Source organism: Cellulosimicrobium protaetiae (assembly GCF_009708005.2).
GTDB classification, from domain to species: Bacteria; Actinomycetota; Actinomycetes; order Actinomycetales; family Cellulomonadaceae; genus Cellulosimicrobium; species Cellulosimicrobium protaetiae.
Genome location: NZ_CP052757.1, coordinates 3284240 through 3303124, shown reverse-complemented (window position 1 = coordinate 3303124; position 18885 = coordinate 3284240). Strand labels below are relative to the sequence as shown.

Annotated in this window: 16 protein-coding genes; 10 read left to right on the top strand and 6 right to left on the bottom strand. The window is 72.8% G+C overall.

The annotated features are described in order from the left end of the window. The first annotated feature begins 66 nt into the window (after nt 1–66). The 4 genes from tig to clpX all read left to right on the top strand — a co-directional run bounded on the left by tig (nt 67) and on the right by clpX (nt 4634). Nucleotides 67–1476, top strand: coding sequence for a trigger factor (tig, locus tag FIC82_RS14190; protein WP_168731896.1), 1410 nt, complete (start codon nt 67–69; stop codon nt 1474–1476). Between the two features lie 257 nt (nt 1477–1733). Then, nucleotides 1734–2381 carry an ATP-dependent Clp protease proteolytic subunit gene (locus FIC82_RS14185; protein WP_087471688.1) on the top strand — a complete coding sequence of 216 codons (648 nt, stop codon included), beginning with the start codon at nt 1734–1736 and terminating at the stop codon, nt 2379–2381. A gap of 37 nt (nt 2382–2418) precedes the next feature. Further along, nucleotides 2419–3135: an ATP-dependent Clp protease proteolytic subunit gene (locus FIC82_RS14180; RefSeq protein WP_269808394.1), complete on the top strand. Its 717-nt coding sequence runs from the start codon at nt 2419–2421 to the stop codon at nt 3133–3135. Between the two features lie 212 nt (nt 3136–3347). Continuing rightward, on the top strand, nt 3348–4634 hold the full coding sequence (clpX, locus tag FIC82_RS14175) for an ATP-dependent Clp protease ATP-binding subunit ClpX (RefSeq protein WP_168731895.1): 1287 nt from the start codon (nt 3348–3350) through the stop codon (nt 4632–4634). Between the two features lie 715 nt (nt 4635–5349). On the opposite strand, the gene FIC82_RS14170 is transcribed toward clpX, so the two are convergent. Beyond that, nucleotides 5350–7167: an AMP-dependent synthetase/ligase gene (locus tag FIC82_RS14170; RefSeq protein WP_154798958.1), complete on the bottom strand. Its 1818-nt coding sequence runs from the start codon at nt 7165–7167 to the stop codon at nt 5350–5352. 105 nt (nt 7168–7272) lie between these two features. Here FIC82_RS14170 and FIC82_RS14165 point away from each other — a divergent pair, with 105 nt between their 5' ends. After that, nucleotides 7273–7623: a chorismate mutase gene (locus FIC82_RS14165; RefSeq protein ID WP_168731894.1), complete on the top strand. Its 351-nt coding sequence runs from the start codon at nt 7273–7275 to the stop codon at nt 7621–7623. 154 nt (nt 7624–7777) lie between these two features. After that, on the top strand, nt 7778–8977 hold the full coding sequence (locus FIC82_RS14160; RefSeq protein ID WP_154798957.1) for a baeRF2 domain-containing protein: 1200 nt from the start codon (nt 7778–7780) through the stop codon (nt 8975–8977). A 66-nt stretch (nt 8978–9043) separates the two neighbouring features. On the opposite strand, the gene valS is transcribed toward FIC82_RS14160, so the two are convergent. Together valS and FIC82_RS14150 are read right to left on the bottom strand one after the other, a co-directional pair. Continuing rightward, the gene (gene valS, locus FIC82_RS14155; RefSeq protein ID WP_154798956.1) at nt 9044–11851 is read right to left on the bottom strand and encodes a valine--tRNA ligase; all 2808 of its coding nucleotides are present in this window, start codon (nt 11849–11851) and stop codon (nt 9044–9046) included. A gap of 64 nt (nt 11852–11915) precedes the next feature. Continuing rightward, the gene (locus tag FIC82_RS14150; protein WP_154798955.1) at nt 11916–12905 is read right to left on the bottom strand and encodes a hypothetical protein; all 990 of its coding nucleotides are present in this window, start codon (nt 12903–12905) and stop codon (nt 11916–11918) included. A 76-nt stretch (nt 12906–12981) separates the two neighbouring features. Between FIC82_RS14150 and FIC82_RS14145 the strand changes: the two genes are divergently transcribed. From FIC82_RS14145 to FIC82_RS14135, 3 genes are all read left to right on the top strand, one after another. Then, nucleotides 12982–13980 carry a TIGR03557 family F420-dependent LLM class oxidoreductase gene (locus tag FIC82_RS14145; protein WP_047232622.1) on the top strand — a complete coding sequence of 333 codons (999 nt, stop codon included), beginning with the start codon at nt 12982–12984 and terminating at the stop codon, nt 13978–13980. A 59-nt stretch (nt 13981–14039) separates the two neighbouring features. After that, a complete protein-coding gene (cofE, locus tag FIC82_RS14140) occupies nt 14040–14849 on the top strand; it encodes a coenzyme F420-0:L-glutamate ligase (protein ID WP_154800309.1) in 810 nt (269 codons plus the stop codon). 63 nt (nt 14850–14912) lie between these two features. Continuing rightward, a complete protein-coding gene (locus FIC82_RS14135) occupies nt 14913–15296 on the top strand; it encodes a hypothetical protein (protein WP_154798954.1) in 384 nt (127 codons plus the stop codon). A gap of 49 nt (nt 15297–15345) precedes the next feature. On the opposite strand, the gene FIC82_RS14130 is transcribed toward FIC82_RS14135, so the two are convergent. From FIC82_RS14130 to FIC82_RS14120, 3 genes are all read right to left on the bottom strand, one after another. Next, a complete protein-coding gene (locus tag FIC82_RS14130; RefSeq protein WP_154798953.1) occupies nt 15346–15711 on the bottom strand; it encodes a VOC family protein in 366 nt (121 codons plus the stop codon). A gap of 83 nt (nt 15712–15794) precedes the next feature. Continuing rightward, entirely contained in the window at nt 15795–17012 is a 1218-nt protein-coding gene (locus FIC82_RS14125) for an AI-2E family transporter (protein ID WP_168731893.1), read from the bottom strand. 181 nt (nt 17013–17193) lie between these two features. Further along, nucleotides 17194–18150, bottom strand: a complete 957-nt coding sequence (locus tag FIC82_RS14120) for an NAD(P)-dependent alcohol dehydrogenase (protein WP_154798952.1) — start codon at nt 18148–18150, stop codon at nt 17194–17196. Nucleotides 18151–18236: 86 nt separating this feature from the next. On the opposite strand from FIC82_RS14120, the gene FIC82_RS14115 reads away from it, so the two are divergent. Next, complete coding sequence (locus FIC82_RS14115; protein ID WP_154798951.1) at nt 18237–18881, top strand: TetR/AcrR family transcriptional regulator; 645 nt, start codon at nt 18237–18239, stop codon at nt 18879–18881. Nucleotides 18882–18885 lie beyond the last annotated feature (4 nt).

Genomic DNA, 18885 nt, shown 5'->3' with positions numbered 1-18885 from the left:
ACGTCTGCGTGCGGAGCCGTCCCCGGCCGCACGCCGGCCCGCCCCGATCAGTTGGAGATCATCGAAGTGAAGAGCGCCGTCGAGACCCTGGACCCCACCAAGGTCAAGCTGACCGTCGAGGTGGAGTACGACGAGCTCAAGCCGAGCATCGAGCACGCCTACAAGCACATCGCGGAGCAGGTGAACATCCCCGGCTTCCGCAAGGGCAAGGTCCCGCCGCGCGTGATCGACCAGCGCGTCGGCTGGGGCGCCGTCATCGAGCACGCCGTCAACGACGGCCTCTCGGGCTTCTACCGCCAGGCCGCGAGCGAGGAGAGCCTGCGCCCGCTCGGCCAGCCCGAGGTCGAGGTCACCGAGATCCCGGCCAAGGCCGGCGAGGGCCAGCTGGTCTTCACCGCCGAGGTCGAGGTCCGCCCCGAGATCACGCTGCCCGCCCTCGACTCGCTCGCCATCACGGTCGAGCCGGCCGAGGTCACCGACGAGGACGTCACCGAGCGCCTCGACGCGCTCCGCGAGCGCTTCGGCACCCTCGTCGGCGTCGACCGTCCCGCGGCCGAGGGCGACTTCGTCGTGCTCGACCTCACGGCCGAGATCGACGGCGAGGAGGTCGACTCCGTCTCCGGCGTCAGCTACCAGATCGGCTCGGGCAACATGCTCGAGGGCCTCGACGAGGCGCTCACCGGCCTCTCGGCCGACGAGACCACGACGTTCAACGCCCCGCTGGCCGGCGGCGAGCACGAGGGCCAGGAGGCGTCCGTCACCGTCACGGCCACCTCCGTCAAGCAGCGCGACCTGCCCGAGGCGGACGACGACTTCGCCCAGCTGGCGTCCGAGTTCGACACGCTCGAGGAGCTCAACGCCGACCTGCGCGAGCAGGTCGCGAGCATCAAGACCTCGAACCAGGCCGTGGCCGCGCGCGACGAGCTCCTCAAGGCGCTCAACGACGCCGTCGAGATCCCCGTGCCGTCGGGCGTCGTCGAGGCCGAGGTGCACCGCCACCTCGAGTCCGAGGGCCGTCTGGAGGACGAGACGCACCGCGCCGAGGTCACCGTCGAGGCGACCGACGCGATCCGCAACCAGATCCTGCTCGACACCCTCGCCGAGCAGCTCGAGATCAAGGTCGCGCAGAACGAGCTCCTCGAGTACCTCGTGAGCGCCTCGCGCCAGTACGGGATGGACCCGAACCAGTTCATCCAGTCGCTCGACCAGGGCGGGCAGATCCCCGCGATGGTCGGCGAGGTCGCGCGCTCCAAGTCGCTCGCGGTCGCGCTGCGCCAGATCGAGGTCAAGGACTCCGACGGCAACGTCGTCGACCTGACCGAGTTCATCGGCTCGGACGACGAGGACGCCGCCGCGGACGAGTCGGTCGAGGACGTCGCGGCCGAGCCCGTCGAGGAGGCGCTCGTCGACGACTCGGCCACCGTCGCCGCCGAGGCGCCGGTCGAGGACGACGAGAAGGACGCGACGAAGGCCTGACACGGCACCGGCCGTCCCGCCGGAGCAGGCCCCACGACGGCCCGCACCCTCCGCACGAGGGGGCGGGCCGTCGTCGTGCCCGCGCTGTCACGGGGCGCGCCGGCCGCCTGGTGCGCCGTCAGCGAAAACGCGCGCTATCGGGACGAACGCCGGGCACGGACCGCGTTAGGGTCACTGCAGCACGGCTGGACGGGGCACCCTCCCGGTCCCGGCCAGGGCAGCGCAGGCGGGGTCGACCCGCGGGAGCGACGAAGGAGATGGAAGTGAACGAGCTGTACCTGCCGTCCGACGCGACGGCCCCGGTCAACCGCGCCGAGGGTCCGGGCTTCGGACTCAACGACTCCATCTACAACCGGCTCCTCAAGGAGCGCATCATCTGGCTCGGCTCGGAGGTGCGCGACGAGAACGCGAACGCCATCTGCGCGCAGATGATGCTGCTCGCCGCGGAGGACCCGGAGAAGGACATCTGGCTCTACATCAACTCGCCCGGCGGGTCGATCACGGCCGGGATGGCGATCTACGACACGATGCAGTACATCCAGCCGGACGTCGCGACGATCGCCATGGGCATGGCGGCGTCGATGGGGCAGTTCCTGCTCTCGTCCGGCACCAAGGGCAAGCGGTACGCGACGCCCCACGCGCGCGTCATGATGCACCAGCCCTCGGGCGGCATCGGCGGCACGGCGACCGACGTGCGCATCAACGCGCAGCTCATCATGCACATGAAGCAGGTGCTCTCCGAGCTCACGGCCGAGCAGACCGGCAAGCCGCTCGAGCAGATCCTCAAGGACAACGACCGCGACAGCTGGTTCACGGCCGAGGAGGCGCTGGAGTACGGCTTCATCGACCACGTCGTCACCAACGCGTCGTCCGTGACCGGCGGCGGCGGCACCACGGGTTCCTGACCCCGCACCGGACACCAGACTTCACCGAGGAGAACCCGTGAGCTTCAGCGCCGAGTCCCAGTACCTGTCCACCGCGCAGCGCCTCGCCGGCGCGGGCGCGCGTCCCGGCGGCGTCGCCCTGCCGGGCGGCGCGCCGTCGGCCCGCTACGTGCTCCCGCAGTTCGAGGAGCGCACCGCGTACGGCTTCAAGCGGCAGGACCCTTACACCAAGCTGTTCGAGGACCGCATCATCTTCCTGGGCGTCCAGGTCGACGACGCGTCCGCCGACGACGTCATGGCCCAGCTCCTCGTGCTCGAGAGCCAGGACCCGGACCGTGACGTCATCCTCTACATCAACTCGCCGGGCGGGTCGTTCACCGCGATGACCGCGCTCTACGACACGATGCAGTACATCAAGCCGCAGATCCAGACGGTCTGCCTGGGCCAGGCGGCGTCCGCCGCCGCGGTCCTGCTCGCCGCCGGCCAGCCGGGCAAGCGCCTCGCGCTCCCGAACGCGCGCGTGCTCATCCACCAGCCCGCGATGGAGGGCGGTGGCTACGCGCAGGCGTCGGACATCGAGATCCACGCGAACGAGCTCATCCGCATGCGCGAGTGGCTCGAGGACACGCTGGCCCTGCACTCGGGCAAGTCGGTCGAGCAGGTCCGCCAGGACATCGAGCGCGACAAGATCCTCACCGCCGCGCAGGCGAAGGAGTACGGCCTCGTCGACCAGGTCCTCGAGAGCCGCAAGGCCGTCGCGATCAACAAGCCCTGATCCGACCGCCCGACCCGCATGACCTCACGCCGCGCCGCCGTCCCCCGCCCGGGGGCGGCGGCGCGACACGTTGCGCCCCGTACGGGGAGCCCACCTGACAACGGGGGCCCCGTGGTGTGGAATGGGGAGCAGGACTCGCTCGGCCGTGCCCGGGCCCCGCGCCGTCGAACCCGACGGCAGGAGGCCTGGGCACCGGGACAAGGAGACGCGTAGTGGCTCGTATCTCAGACGGCGCCGACCTGCTGAAGTGCTCGTTCTGCGGCAAGTCGCAGAAGCAGGTCAAGAAGCTCATCGCGGGCCCGGGTGTGTACATCTGCGACGAGTGCATCGACCTGTGCAACGAGATCATCGAGGAGGAGCTCGCCGAGGCGACGGAGCTGGGCCTCACGGAGCTGCCCAAGCCCAAGGAGATCTTCGAGTTCCTCGAGCAGTACGTCATCGGCCAGGACGCCGCGAAGCGGGCCCTGGCCGTCGCCGTCTACAACCACTACAAGCGCGTCCAGGCGGGCGAGCAGGCCAAGCCGTCGAGCCCCGACGACCCGGACTTCGTGGAGCTGGCGAAGTCGAACATTCTGCTGATCGGTCCGACGGGTACGGGGAAGACGTATCTGGCGCAGACGTTGGCGCGGATGTTGAACGTGCCGTTCGCGATCGCGGACGCGACGGCGCTCACCGAGGCGGGGTATGTCGGTGAGGACGTGGAGAACATCTTGTTGAAGCTGGTGCAGGCTGCGGACTTCGATGTGAAGAAGGCTGAGACGGGCATCATCTATATCGACGAGATCGACAAGGTGGCTCGGAAGGCGGAGAACCCGTCGATCACGCGTGACGTGTCGGGTGAGGGTGTGCAGCAGGCGTTGTTGAAGATCATCGAGGGGACGAGCGCGTCGGTGCCGCCGCAGGGTGGTCGTAAGCATCCGCATCAGGAGTTCATCCAGGTGGACACGTCGAACGTGTTGTTCATCGTGGCGGGGGCTTTTGCGGGGTTGGACGAGATCGTGGCGGCGCGGGCGCGTAAGCGTGGGGTGGGTTTTGGTGCGCCGATCGAGACGGGTGCGGGGGAGGATCTGTTCGCGCAGGTGCGTCCGGAGGATCTGCATCGGTTCGGGTTGATCCCGGAGTTCATCGGGCGCCTTCCGGTGATCGCGTCGGTGTCGGCGTTGGACTCTGAGGCGTTGGTGCGGATCTTGACGCAGCCCAGGAATGCGTTGGTGAAGCAGTATCAGCGGATGTTCGCGATCGACGGGGTGGAGCTGGAGTTCACCGAGGGTGCGGTGGAGGCGGTCGCGGAGCAGGCGTTGTTGCGGGGGACGGGGGCGCGGGGGTTGCGGGCGATCATGGAGGAGGTGTTGCAGCAGGTGATGTTCGACGTGCCGTCGCGGGATGACGTGGAGCGGGTCGTGATCACGCGGGAGGTCGTGCTGGACAACGTGAACCCCACGATCGTGCCGCGCACCTCGACCGCGCGCAGCCGTACCCCGCGGGAGAAGTCCGCCTGACCTGCCACCCGCCGGGGTAGAACCCCGGTCGGCCGAGAGAACCGCGGATCAGGTCGCAGGCCCGCCTGGTCGGGCCCGCGGCGCGGGTGGCCTCGGTGCTCGGGGCTGCGGCGCCGTCGCCCTGGTCTGTCGGCCGTGGGCTCTAGGAGCGCCGCTCTGACGCCCCTTCGCATCCGAGCCCACCCCCGCCGCTCGGCGATCGTCTCGCCCCGGGGCCGTCGGTCGCCGCTCACGACCTTCGGGCTGCCCGCAGGCGCCGGGTGGGTCGACGTCGGCCCGGTAGGAGCCCGACCAGGCCGTCCCGGCGGGTCGAGCAGGCTGTTCGGGCGCGTCCGGCGCGCCGGACGCGCCCGAACCACCTGCTCGCCGCGACGGCGTCATGACCGGCGACCCGTTCCGGGTGCGGCGGTGCGGCGACCCGGCTGCTCGCGCGGCGCGGGCGGAACCCCTCCCCGCGGGCGGTCGCCCGGGGTGAGCACCGACCCGGGTGAGACGACGCCGGGCGGGGTGGGTGGTGGTGCCGCGTCGTGGTCGGGCCTGGCGGGAGCCGCGAGGAACGAGCGGCGGATGGTAGACGCGGCACCACCACCCACCCCGACCACCCAGGGCGACCACGCGCCGTCGGGCACAAGAACCACGGTTCTACTTCGCGCGACCACGGTTCTACCCCGCGCAACCAGGGTTCTACCTCGGGGGACCGGGGCTTCGCGCTCGGTCAGGCGTCGGCGCCGACCTTGGAGCCGTAGAGGGTGTCGATCGTGTCGGCGAAGTCCTTGATGACGAGGCCGCGCTTCACCTTGAGGGACGGCGTGAGGTAGCCGTTCTGCTCGGTGAAGTCGGTGGTGAGCACGGTGATCTTGCGGATCGACTCGGCCCGGGAGACGGCCTCGTTGGCGTGCGCGACGGCGCGGTCGAGCGCGGCGAGGACGTCGGGGTCCTGCGCGGCGGTGTCGACGTCCATGGGCGGCAGCCCGTGCGTCGAGAGCCAGCCGGGCAGCATCTCGGCGTCGAGCGTGACGAGGGCGCCGATGAAGGGACGCTGGTCGCCCACGACGACGACCTGGCTCACGAGCGGGTGCGCGCGCAGGCGGTCCTCGAGCACGGCGGGGGCGACGTTCTTGCCGCCGGCGGTGACGATGATCTCCTTCTTCCGGCCGGTGATCCGCAGGTAGCCGTCGTCGTCGAACGCGCCGAGGTCACCGGTGCGGAACCAGCCGTCCTGGAGCGCCTCGGCGGTGAGCTCGGGCTGGTTGCGGTAGCCGCGGAAGACGTGGTCGCCCTTCACGAGGAGCTCGCCGTCGTCGTTGATGCGCAGCGACGTACCGGGGAACGCCGGACCGACGGTGCCGATCTTGGTGAGGCCGGGCAGGTTCACGGCCGTGGGGGCGGTCGTCTCGGTGAGGCCGTAGCCCTCGAGGATGCGCAGCCCGACGCCGCGATAGAAGTGGCCGAGCCGCTCGCCGAGGGGCGCGCCGCCGGAGATGGAGTAGGTGAGCTGCCCCCCCATCGCGGCGCGCAGCGTCGAGTAGACGAGGCGGTCGGCGACGGCGTGCTGCACGCGCAGCCCGACCGACGGCCCGCCCGTGGTGTCGAGCGCGCGCGACCAGGTGATGGCCACCTTGGCGGCCCAGTGGAACACCTTGCGCTTGGCGCCGGTCCCGGTCTTCTGCTCGGCGGTGTTGTAGACCTTCTCGAAGACGCGCGGGACGGCCAGCAGGAACGTGGGCTGGAACGTCCCGAGGTCGGCGACGAGGTTCTTGGTGTCCCACGAGTGCGCGAGCACGGCGTTCGACGCGACGACGACGACCTGGATGAAGCGCGCGAAGACGTGGGCGAGCGGGAGGAACAGCAGCGTGCGGGCGCCGTCGGAGTCGAGGATCTCGGCGAGTCCGGCCCGGCCGTTCAGCGCGAGGTGGACGAAGTTGCGGTGCGTGAGCTCGACGCCCTTGGGCCGCCCGGTCGAGCCGGAGGTGTAGATGACCGTCGCGAGGTCGTCGACCCGCTGGGCGGCACGACGGCGGTCGATCTCCTCGGCGGGCACGTCGGCGCCCGCGGCGCGGAGGGCGTCGACGGCGCCGTCCTCGACGACGAGCACGTCCTCCAGGTCGGGCAGGCGGTCGCGCACGGTCGTGATCTCGGCGGCGTGGGCCGCGGTCTCCACGACCGCGAGGCGGACGGCGGCGTCGGAGCAGATCCAGTGCACCTGCTCGGCCGACGACGTCTCGTAGACCGGCACGGGGACGGCGCCGACGGCCCAGGTCGCGAAGTCGAGCAGCGTCCACTCGTAGCGCGTGCGGGACATGATCGCGACGTGGTCGCCGGGCTCGATGCCGCGGGCCACGAGGCCGCGCGCCACGGCGACGACGTCGGCCTCGAACTCCCGCGCGGTGACGGGCTCCCACGGGCCGTCCGCGGTGGTCCGGCGCTCGACGAGCGTCGCGTGGGGACCGCGGGCGACGCGGTCGGTGAGGAGGGTGCTGATGGTCGCCGTGGGGGAGACCTCGACGAGGCTCGGCGACGCGTGTTCCGTCATGGGACTCTCCGCTGAGTGGGACGGCAGGTAGGGACGGCGTGACACTTTACTCCGTACTCCGAGTATCGCGTTCCTCGGGTCGCCGGGCGCGCCTAGGATCGGTGGGTGACGAACCAGCCCGGCCAGCCCGCCGTCCCCGCCGAGATCCTCACGCTGCGCGACAGCATCGACAACATCGACGCGGCGCTCATGCACCTGCTCGCCGAGCGGTTCAAGTTCACGCGCCGGGTCGGGGAGCTCAAGGCGCAGGGCGGGCTGCCCCCGGCCGACCCGGACCGGGACCGGCAGCAGATCGCGCGCCTGACGGGCATCGCCGATGCCGCGGGCCTCGACCCGGAGTTCGCCGAGCAGTTCCGCGAGTTCATCGTCCGCGAGGTCATCCGCCACCACGAGCGGATCGCCGCCGACCACGCCGCCTCGGGCGAGGGCACGCCCGTCCTCGACACCTACTCCTGACGGCAGGCGCCCGTGACGGACCCGCCTGACGCGCGGTGGCGACCCCGGTCGATCTGACCGACCCTGGAGGGGTCCCAGGGTGGGCCCCGGCGTCGGCACGACCTGCGCGCCGGGTGGCCCGCCCGCCACGCCGACGGACGCTAGAGGTGTTCGCATGAAGATCGATTGGCTCAAGCCCCTCCTCGGCCACCCGGGCCCCTTCGCGACGGTGTACATCGACGCGACGCGGGCCAACGAGGCCGGGGACCGCGAGGTCGAGAACCGCTGGAAGGGCGTGCGGCGCACGCTGCGCCAGGAGGGCGCGCCCGACGCCGTCCTCGAGGACCTCGAGGAGGTGGTGCTGCGGCCGACGCGGGTCGGGGGCACCCACGGGCGTGTGCTGATCGCCGACGACACGGGTGTGCTCGTCGACCGGGTCGTCAAGGACCCGCCGGCGCTCACCAAGGGGTCGTGGGGGCCGGTCCCGGCACTCCTCCAGGCGGCACGCGCGGCCGACGAGTCGGTCGACTACGTGCGCGTCGTCGTCGACCGACAGGGCGCGGACCTCACGTGGTCCGTCGCGGGCGGCCACGTCCCCTACGCGGAGCCGGAGTCGGTCGAGGGCGGTCACGACGTCATCAACAAGGTCCGCACCGGCGGGCTGTCGCACAAGCGCATCGAGTCGCGCGCCGAGGACTCGTGGGAGCGCAACGCCGAGGCGGTCGCGGCCGAGCTCGAGCGCCAGGCGGCGGAGTACCGCCCCGAGCTCGTGCTCCTCACCGGGGACGTGCGGGCCGTGCCCCTCGTTCGCGGCGCGCTGGGTCGCGCGACGGCGGAGCTCGTCGTCGAGGTCCCGGGTGGTGGTCGCGGGCCGGGCATCAACGAGGCCGCCTTCGAGTCGAACGTCGCGGACGCCCTGGACAGCTTCCGCGAGCGACGGCGCGAGAAGGTCCTCGCGGAGTTCCGCCAGGAGCAGGGACGGGAGTCGGGTGCCGTGACCTCCGTCGAGGACGTCGTCGCGGTCCTCGCGCGCGGGCAGGTGAAGGAGCTCGTCCTGGCCGACGAGTACGGGCAGGACGCGGCGCTCGACGGCCGGTCGCTCTGGATCGGGCCGAGCCCGATGCACATCGCGGCGTCGAAGGAGGAGATCCAGGATCTCGGGGTCACGGACGGGCTCGAGAAGCTTCCCGCGACGGTCGCGCTCGTGCGCGCCGCGATCGGCCAGGACGCCGGGCTGACGTTCGCGCCGGAGGGCAGCGTCGAGCTCATCGAGGGCGTGGGCGCGACGCTCCGATGGGCCGACGAGGGGACGCCGCGCGAGGTCGCGGCGACGATGTCCGGCGACGACTCGCGGCTGCGCGGCGAGATCATCTAGGCCCGCCACCACCGACGACGACGCCCTCCCCGGCCGCGGCCGGGGAGGGCGTCGTCGTGCGGAGGGTCAGCCCTTCTTGCGGGCCTCGGGCTCGCCGAGCTCGGAGGAGACGACGACGATCCCGCCCTGGACGGCGGCGTCGCCCTGGCCCTCGACGGCCGCGACGAGGTCGAGCGTGCCGGTGACGCGACCGCCGTTGCGGACGTCGACGACCGACGCCTCGACGCCGGCGAGCGACGCCGCCGGCACCGCGACCTGCGCCGCGAGGATCGGGGTGCGCATGGAGACCTTCGCCTCGGACTTGATCTTGCGCAGCGCGGCGAGCGCGTGGCCCGCGGCGGTGAGCACGGCAGGGTCGGCGTCGCCGGCCGCCGAGCGCGCGACGTCCGAGGTGGGCCACGGGGCGCGGTGGATCGAGCCCTCGGACGCGCGCCACCACGACCACACCTCCTCGGTCGCGAACGGCACGAACGGCGCGAAGAGGCGCAGGAGCGTGTCGAGCGCGATCGCGAGCGCGACGCGCGCCGACCGGGTCTCGGGCGAGACGTCGGAGGCAGCGGCCCCGGCCCCGTACGCGCGGTCCTTGACGAGCTCGAGGTAGTCGTCGCAGAACGTCCAGAAGAACGTCTCCGTGGTCTCGAGCGCGCGGGTGTGGTCGTACGCCTCGAACGCCTCGGTCGCCTTCTCGACGACCGACGCGAGGCCCGCGAGCATCGCGCGGTCGAGCGTCTCGGTGACGAGCGCGGGGTCGAGGACGATCTCGCCCGTCCCGGCCTCTGCGTCCACGCCGAAGGAGAGCGCGAACTTCGACGCGTTGAGGATCTTGATCGCGAGGCGGCGGCCGATCTTCATCTGGCCGACCTCGAACGCGGCGTCGGTGCCCAGGCGGGCCGACGCGGCCCAGTAGCGTACCGCGTCGGAGCCGTGCTCCTCGAGCAGGCCCATGGGCGTGACGACGTTGCCCTTGGACTTCGACATCTTCTTGCGGTCGGGGTCGAGGATCCAGCCCGAGATCGCGGCGTTCTTCCACGGCAGCGACCCGAACTCGAGGTGCGAGCGCACGACGGTCGAGAACAGCCAGGTCCGGATGATGTCCTGGCCCTGCGGGCGCAGGTCCATGGGGAACACGCGCTCGAACAGGTCGGGGTCGACCTCCCAGCCGCCCGCGATCTGCGGCGTGAGCGACGACGTCGCCCACGTGTCCATGATGTCGTTCTCGCCCACGAACCCGCCCGGCACGCCGCGCTGGTCCTCGGTGTACCCCGCGGGCACGTCGGACGACGGGTCGACCGGGAGCACGTCCTCGGACGGGACGATCGGGTGGTCGTGGTCGACCTCGCCCGACTCGAGCACCGGGTACCAGAGCGGGATCGCGACGCCGAAGAAGCGCTGGCGCGAGATGAGCCAGTCGCCGTTGAGGCCGCCGACCCAGTTCTCGTAGCGCACGCGCATGAAGTCGGGGTGGAACGCGAGCTCCTTGCCGCGACCCAGCAGCTCGCCGCGCAGGTCGCGGGCCGTGCCGTCCTCGGTGGTCCAGTCGCGGCCGCCGTTGCGGATGTACCACTGGCGCGACGTGACGATCTCGAGGGGCTTGTCGCCCTTCTCGAAGAAGTTCGCCTTGCGCTGCGTCGGCACGGGCTCGCCGTCGAGGTCGCCCGCGTCGCGCAGTGCGTCGACGACGACCTGGCGCGCGGAGAAGGTCGTCTTGCCCTCGATCTCGGCGAACACGCCCTGGCCGGAGTGCGACGTGATCCAGTCCGGCGTCTCGCGCGTGATGCGGCCGTCGCGCGTGATGATCGAGCGCGTCGGGAGCTGCAGCTCGCGCCACCACTGCACGTCGGTGAGGTCGCCGAAAGTGCAGCACATCGCGATGCCCGCACCCTTGTCGCGCTCGGCGGCGGGGTGCGCGAGGACGGGCAGCTCGACGTCGAACAGCGGCGAGCGCACCGTCGTGCCGAACAGGTGCTGGTAGCGCTCGTCGTCCGGGTGCGCGACGAGCGCGACGCACGCGGCGAGCAGCTCGGGGCGGGTCGTCTCGATGTAGACGGGCGCGCCGTCGTCGGGCGTGCCCGGCGCGACGCGGTGGAACGCGACCTTGTGGAAGTGACCGGGGTAGTCGCGCGCCTCGAGCTCGGCCTGCGCGACCGCGGTCTGGAACGTCACGTCCCACAGGCCCGGCGCCTCGGCCTGGTAGGCCTCGCCGCGGCCGAGGTTGCGCAGGAACGCGCGCTGCGCGGCCGTGCGCGACCGCGCGTCGATCGTCTGGTAGTGCTGCGCCCAGTCGACCGAGAGGCCGAGCCGGCGCCACAGCGCCTCGAACTGCTTCTCGTCCTCGGCGGTCAGGCGCTCGCACAGCTCGATGAAGTTGCGGCGGCTCACGGGCACCTGGTCCGCGGCCTTGACCGACTTGCCCTCGCCGCCCTCGTGCGGGGGCTCGAAGCCCTCGACGTAGGGCAGCGTCGGGTCGCAGCGCACGCCGTAGTAGTTCTGCACGCGGCGCTCGGTGGGCAGGCCGTTGTCGTCCCAGCCCATCGGGTAGAACACCTCGAGGCCGCGCATGCGCTGGAACCGCGCGACGACGTCGGTGTGCGTGTAGGAGAACACGTGGCCCACGTGCAGGGAGCCGGAGACCGTCGGCGGCGGGGTGTCGATCGAGAAGACCTGCTCGCGGGTCTTCGAGCGGTCGAACGCGTACGTCCCCTGCTCGGCCCAGCGGGCGTCGTACGTCTCCTCGAGCCCGTCGAGGCTCACCCGGTCGGGTACTCCCGCGACCACCGCGCGGACGACGTCGCCGGCTACGCGGCCGGCGGAGGAGGTCGTTGCTGCAGTGGCATCGGCCGCGCCCGTCGGCGCGTTCGTCGGGAAGTCGCTCATGGTCGCCCATTCTCCCAGATCTCGGGGCCGCTCCCGACGGCGTCTCGCCTCCCGGCCGCCGTCGTCACCGGGTGCCGGGCGCGGCGCCCGGACCGCCCGGGCCGCCCGGCCCGTCCGCGCGGGACAGACGTGCGGCCAGGTCGGTGGCCGTCCCCAGGAGGCGTTCCCAGACCGCGGGGTCGAGCAGGTCGAGCGCGCGCTCGCTGAACAGGAAGAGCCGGTCACCGGACACCTCGGCCGCGAGGGGGAGGGGACCACGGACGAGGGCCTCGACGATCTCCGGGGTGAAGACGGCGCGCGCGGTGCCGGTCGCGGACCGCACGGGTCCGTAGGCGTGGTGGCGGTCGCCGAACGGGCCGTCGACCGGCAGCTCCCACACGCGCTCGACCCCCCGCGGCGCCCGCGCGCCCCGCACGCCTCGCGCGGGCACCGTCTCCACGACGACGCGGGGCAGGGTGCGGTCGAGGGCGACCATGGCGTAGGTGAACGCGAAGGGCTCGCCGTTGCGGTAGCCGGCGCTGTACGTGTAGGTCGCGACCTCCACGGCGCGCGGGCCCCGCGCGCGGACGACGTCCCGGGCGACGCGGAGGATGCCGACGTCGAACGCCCCGCTGGGCCGCGCGGGCTCGTCGATCCGCGGCTCGACGTCGAACCCGTTCGCCGCGGCGAACCTGCTCAGCCGGTAGGCCAGCTCGTGCTCCCGGGCGGACGACCCCCGCACGCCCCGGGCGACCAGGAGACCGACCGCCACGACGCCGGCCGCCACGAGCCCGACGGCGACCGGGACGGCGACTCCGGCGGCGACGAGGCCGACCACGGCGAGGGCGAGGACGGCGGCGACGACGGCCGCCCCGACGGCGAGCAGGAGGGCGAGGAGGGTGGTCCCGAGCACCCTGGCGAGCACCCGGGACGGCCCCGAGGACCTCGTCCGCGCTCGTTCCGCACGCGCCCGGCGACGGAGCTCCCGGTGGTGCGCGCGCACCGCCGCGCGGTCCACCGGCTCCACGAGGGCCCGCGTGTCGAGGGCGGCGCGGTCCGGGGACGTGGTGCTCACCGACGAGAGGTTAGCGGGCGCCGGGCGCGACGAGGCACCTGGCGAGACCTCGTCCCGTGCGTACTAGTGTCGGAGCATGGGTCTGACGATCGGCTACGCCGCCATGCTGGAGCAGTTCCACCCGACCGAGGCCGTCGCGCTCTCGGCCTACGCGGAGGAGCACGGCTTCTCCGGGACCATGGCGGCGGACCACTTCCAGCCGTGGGTCCCGGCGCAGGGCGAGTCGTCGTTCGTGTGGAACGTGCTCACCGCGCTCGGCGAGCGCACGACCGGAGACCTCGGCCCGGGCGTCACGGCGCCCACGTTCCGCTGGCACCCGGCGATGGTCGCGCAGGCCTCGGCGACGCTCGCCGCGATGTACCCCGGTCGGCACTGGCTCGGCCTGGGCTCGGGCGAGGCGCTCAACGAGCACGTCGTCGCGGGCTACTGGCCGGAGGCGCCCGAGCGCATCAACCGCATGTTCGAGGCGATCGACGTCATCAAGAAGCTGTTCCAGTCCGGGCTCGACAACAAGGACGTCAAGCACTCCGGGCAGTTCTACAAGATGGAGTCCACGCGGCTGTGGACCATGCCCGAGGTCGCGCCGGAGATCCTCGTCGCGACGGCGGGGCCGGTGACGGCCAAGCGCGCCGGCCGGCACGCGGACGGCCTCATCACGGTCGGCGCGCCGCTGGAGAAGATCTCCATGCTGTTCGGCAAGTTCGACGACGGCGTCCGCGAGTCCGGCCGTGACCCGCAGGCCATGCCCAAGGTGCTCCAGCTCCACCTGTCCTGGGCCGCGACCGACGAGGAGGCGCTCGCGAACGCGATGACCGAGTGGCCCAACGGCGGCATGAAGTTCCCCAAGGCCGACATCCGCTCGCCCCACGACTTCGAGCAGATGGCCAAGCTCGTGCGCCCCGAGGACTTCGAGGGCCGCATGGTGATCTCCGCCGACCCCGACGAGCACCGCGCGTACATCCAGAAGTTCGTCGATCTGGGCTTCGACCGGATCTACCTCCACAACGTGGGCCGCAACCAGCGGGAGTGGATCGAGGTCTTCGGCCGCGAGGTCCTGCCGAAGCTGGCGCGGTGACCACCGGCGCGGACCCTGTCGGGCTCGACGGCGACCCGGGCCCGGGCGACGCGGCTCGCCTGACCGTGTGGGCGCCGTCGGGCCTGGGCGAGGTACGCCCGGGCGACGACCTCGCCGCTCTCGTCGGCGACCTGCTCGCCGGCGGGGCGCCGGGTGACGCGCTCGCCGAGGGCGACGTCGTCGTCGTGACGAGCAAGGTCGTGTCCAAGGCGGAGGGCCGCGTGGTCGCCGCCGCCGACCGCGAGCAGGCGATCACGGACGAGACGGTGCGCGTCGTCGCGACGCGCGAGCGCCCGGGGCAGCCTCCGCTGCGCATCGTCGAGAACCGCCTCGGCCTCGTCATGGCCGCCGCGGGGGTCGACGCGTCCAACACGCCCGACGGCACCGTGCTGCTCCTGCCGCTCGACCCCGACGTGTCGGCGCGGGCGCTGCGGGCCACGCTGCGCGCACGGTTCGGACTGACCCGCCTCGGTGTCGTCGTCACGGACACCGCGGGTCGCGCGTGGCGCGACGGGCTGGTCGACGTCGCGATCGGCGCGGCGGGGATCGTCGTCGTCGAGGACCTGCGCGGCGGCGTGGACGCGCACGGCCGGCCCCTCACCGTGACGGTGACGGCCGTCGCGGACGAGGTGGCCTCCGCGAGCGAGCTCGTGCGCGGCAAGTCGGCGGGCCGGCCCGTCGCCGTCGTGCGCGGCCTCGCGCGGTACGTGGGCGACGACGACGGCCCGGGGGCGCGCTCGCTCGTCCGCGCGTCGGCTGACGACCTGTTCCGCGAGGGCAGCGCCGAGGCCTACCAGGGCGGGTACCGCGACGGGTTCGGCGAGGGCTTCCGTGAGGGGTCGGGCAACGAGCCGGTCCCCGTCGACTGAGCGGGCGTGCGTGACCGCCGCAATCCCGTGGCTCACGGTGCGGCGGGCGGCTAGCCTGCCGGGATGCTGCCCGCCGAGTGGATCCCGCACCGCCGACCCGACGACCGCGAGCACGTGGGCTGGATCCGTCCCGACGGCGACGCCTGGGTCGCCGTGTCGCTCCTCGGGCGCGAGCTGACCGGCCCGGTCGACTGGCTGGAGGCCGAGGAGGCGCTCGACGCGCTCAGCCTCGCGTGGCTGGCCGACGTGTGGATGCTCGAGCGGGACGGCGCACCGCCCCTGCGCGTCCGTCTCGTGGAGGTCACGCCGGACGGCGTGGTCGTGCAGACCGACGACTTCGGCGCGATCGACGTCCCGGTGGAGCGCTACGACCTCCCGTGGCCGCCCCCGCCCACGCTCCGGCCGCGCCGGCCCGGCGACCCGGACGGTCGCGTGCTGTCGCACTGACCACGACGACCGAGCGGGTGGAGCGGGTGGAGCGGGGCCCCGCGGCGGCTCAGCCCGCGTCCGTCGTGCCCTCGTAGAGGCCGATCTGGTTCCCGTCGGCGTCCTCGAACGCCGCCCACCAGGACGTCGGGCTGATCTCGGACTTCTCCAGGATCACGCTGCCCCCGAGCTCGCGGACCTTCGCGAGCGTGTCCTCGATCGAGTCGACCTCGACGTAGCTGCGCGGGGTCGTGAACCCCTCCGACCGCGGCGCGAGCCCGCCGCCGCTGATCTGGTTCGGGGCGCGCCACATGGGGTAGCCCTCGAAGCCCGGGATCTCCGCGATCTGCCAGCCGAAGAGCGCGCCGTAGAACTGCGTGGCCCGGCCGCTGTCGCTCACCGGGATGTCGATGTGCGTGATGTCTCCGTGCGCCATGGTTCCTCCCCGTGCCGGTGACGGGCGGACACCCGCCGTCTGCCAGCCTAGGGACCACGGACGTGGTCGCAACAGGGTGCGCGCTACGCCGTCCCCGGGGCGGGGGCGTCGTCCGCCGACGAACCCTCAGGCTGGACCTGAGGGTCACGCTCGGGCTCCGCGTCGGGGACTGGTTCACGCGGGGGAGCCGCGGCGTGGGCCGCCGCGGCATCGTCCGGGGTGTCGGTCGCAGTCCTCGCCGGACCGTCGTCACGGGGCACGTCGTCGCCCGACAGCCAGCGCAGCCAGCCCGAGCCCGGGTCGGGTTCCAGCACGAGCGCACGCACGAGCAGCGTGAGCGGGATCGCGAGGATCGCCCCGAGCGGCCCGATGACGAACGTCCAGAACACGACCGAGACGAAGCTGAGGGTGAGGCTGAGGTTCACCGCGTCGGCGACGAACTTCGGCTGGACGAGCACCTGCAGCACGACGTTGACGACGCAGTAGACCGCGACGACCGCCAGGGCGAGCTGCCAGCCCCCGACGACGAAGGCCATGATGGCCGGCGGCACGAGGCCGAGCACGAACCCGATGTTCGGGACGAAGTTGGTGACGAACGCGAGGATCGCCCACACGGTCGGGGCAGGGACGCCGAGCAGGAAGAGCGCCACGCCGTCGACGACCGCCACGACCGCGCCGAAGGACGCGTTGACGACGAAGTAGCGCCGCACGCCGCCGCTGAACCGGGTCGCGCGGTCGATCGTCGCGGCGCGCTCGGCGCCGAAGACCGTGGACGCGGTCGAGTACCGCGCCGCGTCGGCGGCCATGAAGATCGCGTAGGCGAGCACGAAGAAGAAGGCGGTCGCGATGCCGAGCGCCATGCCCGACACGTTCCCGGCGAGGCTCAGCACCCGGGCGGGCTCCAGCCAGGACGTCGCCGCCTCCGCGACGTCGGTGTCGATGCCCACGGCGGCGAGCTGGTCGACGACGTCCTCGACGGACCGGACGAGCGCGGGCAGGTACTCGCGCACGAGGTCGGCGAACCGGAACCCCGCGAACACGAGCATCGCGACCAGCGCCGCGAGGATGAGGTAGGCGACCGCCACGACCGCCGTCGTCGCGGCCCAGCGCGGCCAGCCCCGCCGCTCCAGGGGGAAGCGCACGGGATGGCAGATGATGACGATCACCGCCGCGAGGAGGATCGGTGCGAGCACCTCCCGGGCCGTGTGGACCCCGGCGAGCACGACCACGCCGGCGGCGAGGGCGAGGAGCGTGCGCGTGGCGGGAGGCAGCGCGCGAGCGCCCGGCGTCGTCGTGGTCACGCGGCCGACCCTAGCGGAACGTCGTCCGCCGACCCGGGGCCGTTCGCGGACGGTCAGGAGGTCGGTGCGGTGTCGACGGGCTCCGCACCCAGCCCCGCCGCACGAGCACACCGTCGAGCACGACGCCGACGGCGATCAGCAGCCGGCGAGGACGACGCGCATGGGTCCGTGGTTCCGCTCCTCACGGGTGCACGACGATGTTGCCGACCTTGTGACCGGAGTCGACGCGCACGTAGGCGTCCCGGATGCCGTCGAGATCGTGCACCGACTCGATCACCGGCGTGAGGGTCCCCTCGGCCACGAGCCCGAGCAGGTGCGCGACGTCGTCGGCGTGCTCGGGCGCCGGTCCGGCCCGGACCGCCCCGCGGGCGGCGAGCGTCTGCCCGAGGTCCGCGGCCACGAGCAGGAGCACGCCCGCGTCGGTGAGCAGCGGTCGTCCCGTGGCGGGCGAGAGCGCGCCGACCGCGTCGAGCACGACGTCGTAGCGCTCGCCGAGCCGGTCGGGCCAGCCCGCCCCGGCCGTGGTCCGGTCCACGACGTGGTCCGCGCCGAGCCGTGCCACCAGGTCCAGGTTCGGCGTGCTGGTCACGGCCGTGACGGTCGCGCCGAGGTGCCCCGCGAGCTGGACCGCGTTCGAGCCGACGGCCCCGCCCGCGCCGACCACCAGCACGGAGGTCCCGGAGGTCACGGTCGCCCGGCGCCGCAGGAAGTGCCACGCCGTGGTGCCGCCGAAGAGGACTGCGGCGGCGTCGTCGTGCGACGCCCCGTCCGGCCGGGCGACGGCGCGGGTCGCGGGGACGGCGAGGAGCTCGGCGTGGGCGCCCATCCGGCTGCCGGTCATGCCCGAGACGGCGTCGCCGGGTGCGACGCCCTCGACGGCGGCACCGACCTCCTCGACGACGCCGGAGAAGACCCCGCCGAGGACGGCGTGCCGGGGCCTCCGCACGCCGAACGCGAGCCGGGCGAACGCGCCGAAGCCGCGCGGGAAGCGGGCGCCACGGATCCGGGCGTCGGCCGCGGTGACGGCGGTGGCGTGCACGCGGACCAGGACGTCGTGCGTCCCGACGCGGGGAGGGGCGATCTCGGCGACTCGGACGACGTCCGGCGGCCCGTACCGGTCGACGACGGCGGCTCTCATCACGGTCCTCCTGACGGGTGTAAGGCTGCGTGCCGACCACTCTAGGCTTACACTCGTAAGGCTGGCAAGGGTGAAGGAGGTCGACGATGGGGCGGGGCGCGCTGAGCAGGGAGCGCATCGTCGAGGCCGCGGTGACCGTCGCGGACGACGGCGGGCTGACCGCGGTGAGCATGCGCAACGTCGGGCGCCGGCTCGGGGTGGAGGCCATGTCGCTGTACCACCACCTGGCGGGCAAGGACGAGCTGCTCGACGAGCTGGCGGACTGGGTCTTCGCCCAGATCGAGCTGCCCGAGCCGGGCACCCCGTGGCGACCGGCGATGGCCGCGCGTGCCGCGTCGGCCCGCGCCGTCCTCGCCCGGCACCCGTGGTCGCTCGGGCTCGTCGAGTCGCGACGCAGCGGCGGGCCCGCCCTGCTGCGCCACCACGACACCGTGCTGGGCTGCCTGCGCGCCGACGGCTTCACGGTCGCCCTGGCCAGCCAGGCGTTCTCGGCGATCGACGCGTACGTGTACGGGTTCGTGCTCACCGAGACCCGGCTGCCGTTCTCGCCGGACGACGACGTCGAGGACTTCGTGGCGGAGATCGCGCTGCCGGCGCAGGAGTACCCCCACCTGGCCGAGATGGTCGCCGAGCTCGTCGTCGGGCACGGGTACGCGTTCGCGGACCAGTTCGACGACGGGCTCGACCTCGTCCTCGACGGGCTGGAGCGCCGGCTGGCCGCGGCGTCGTGACGAC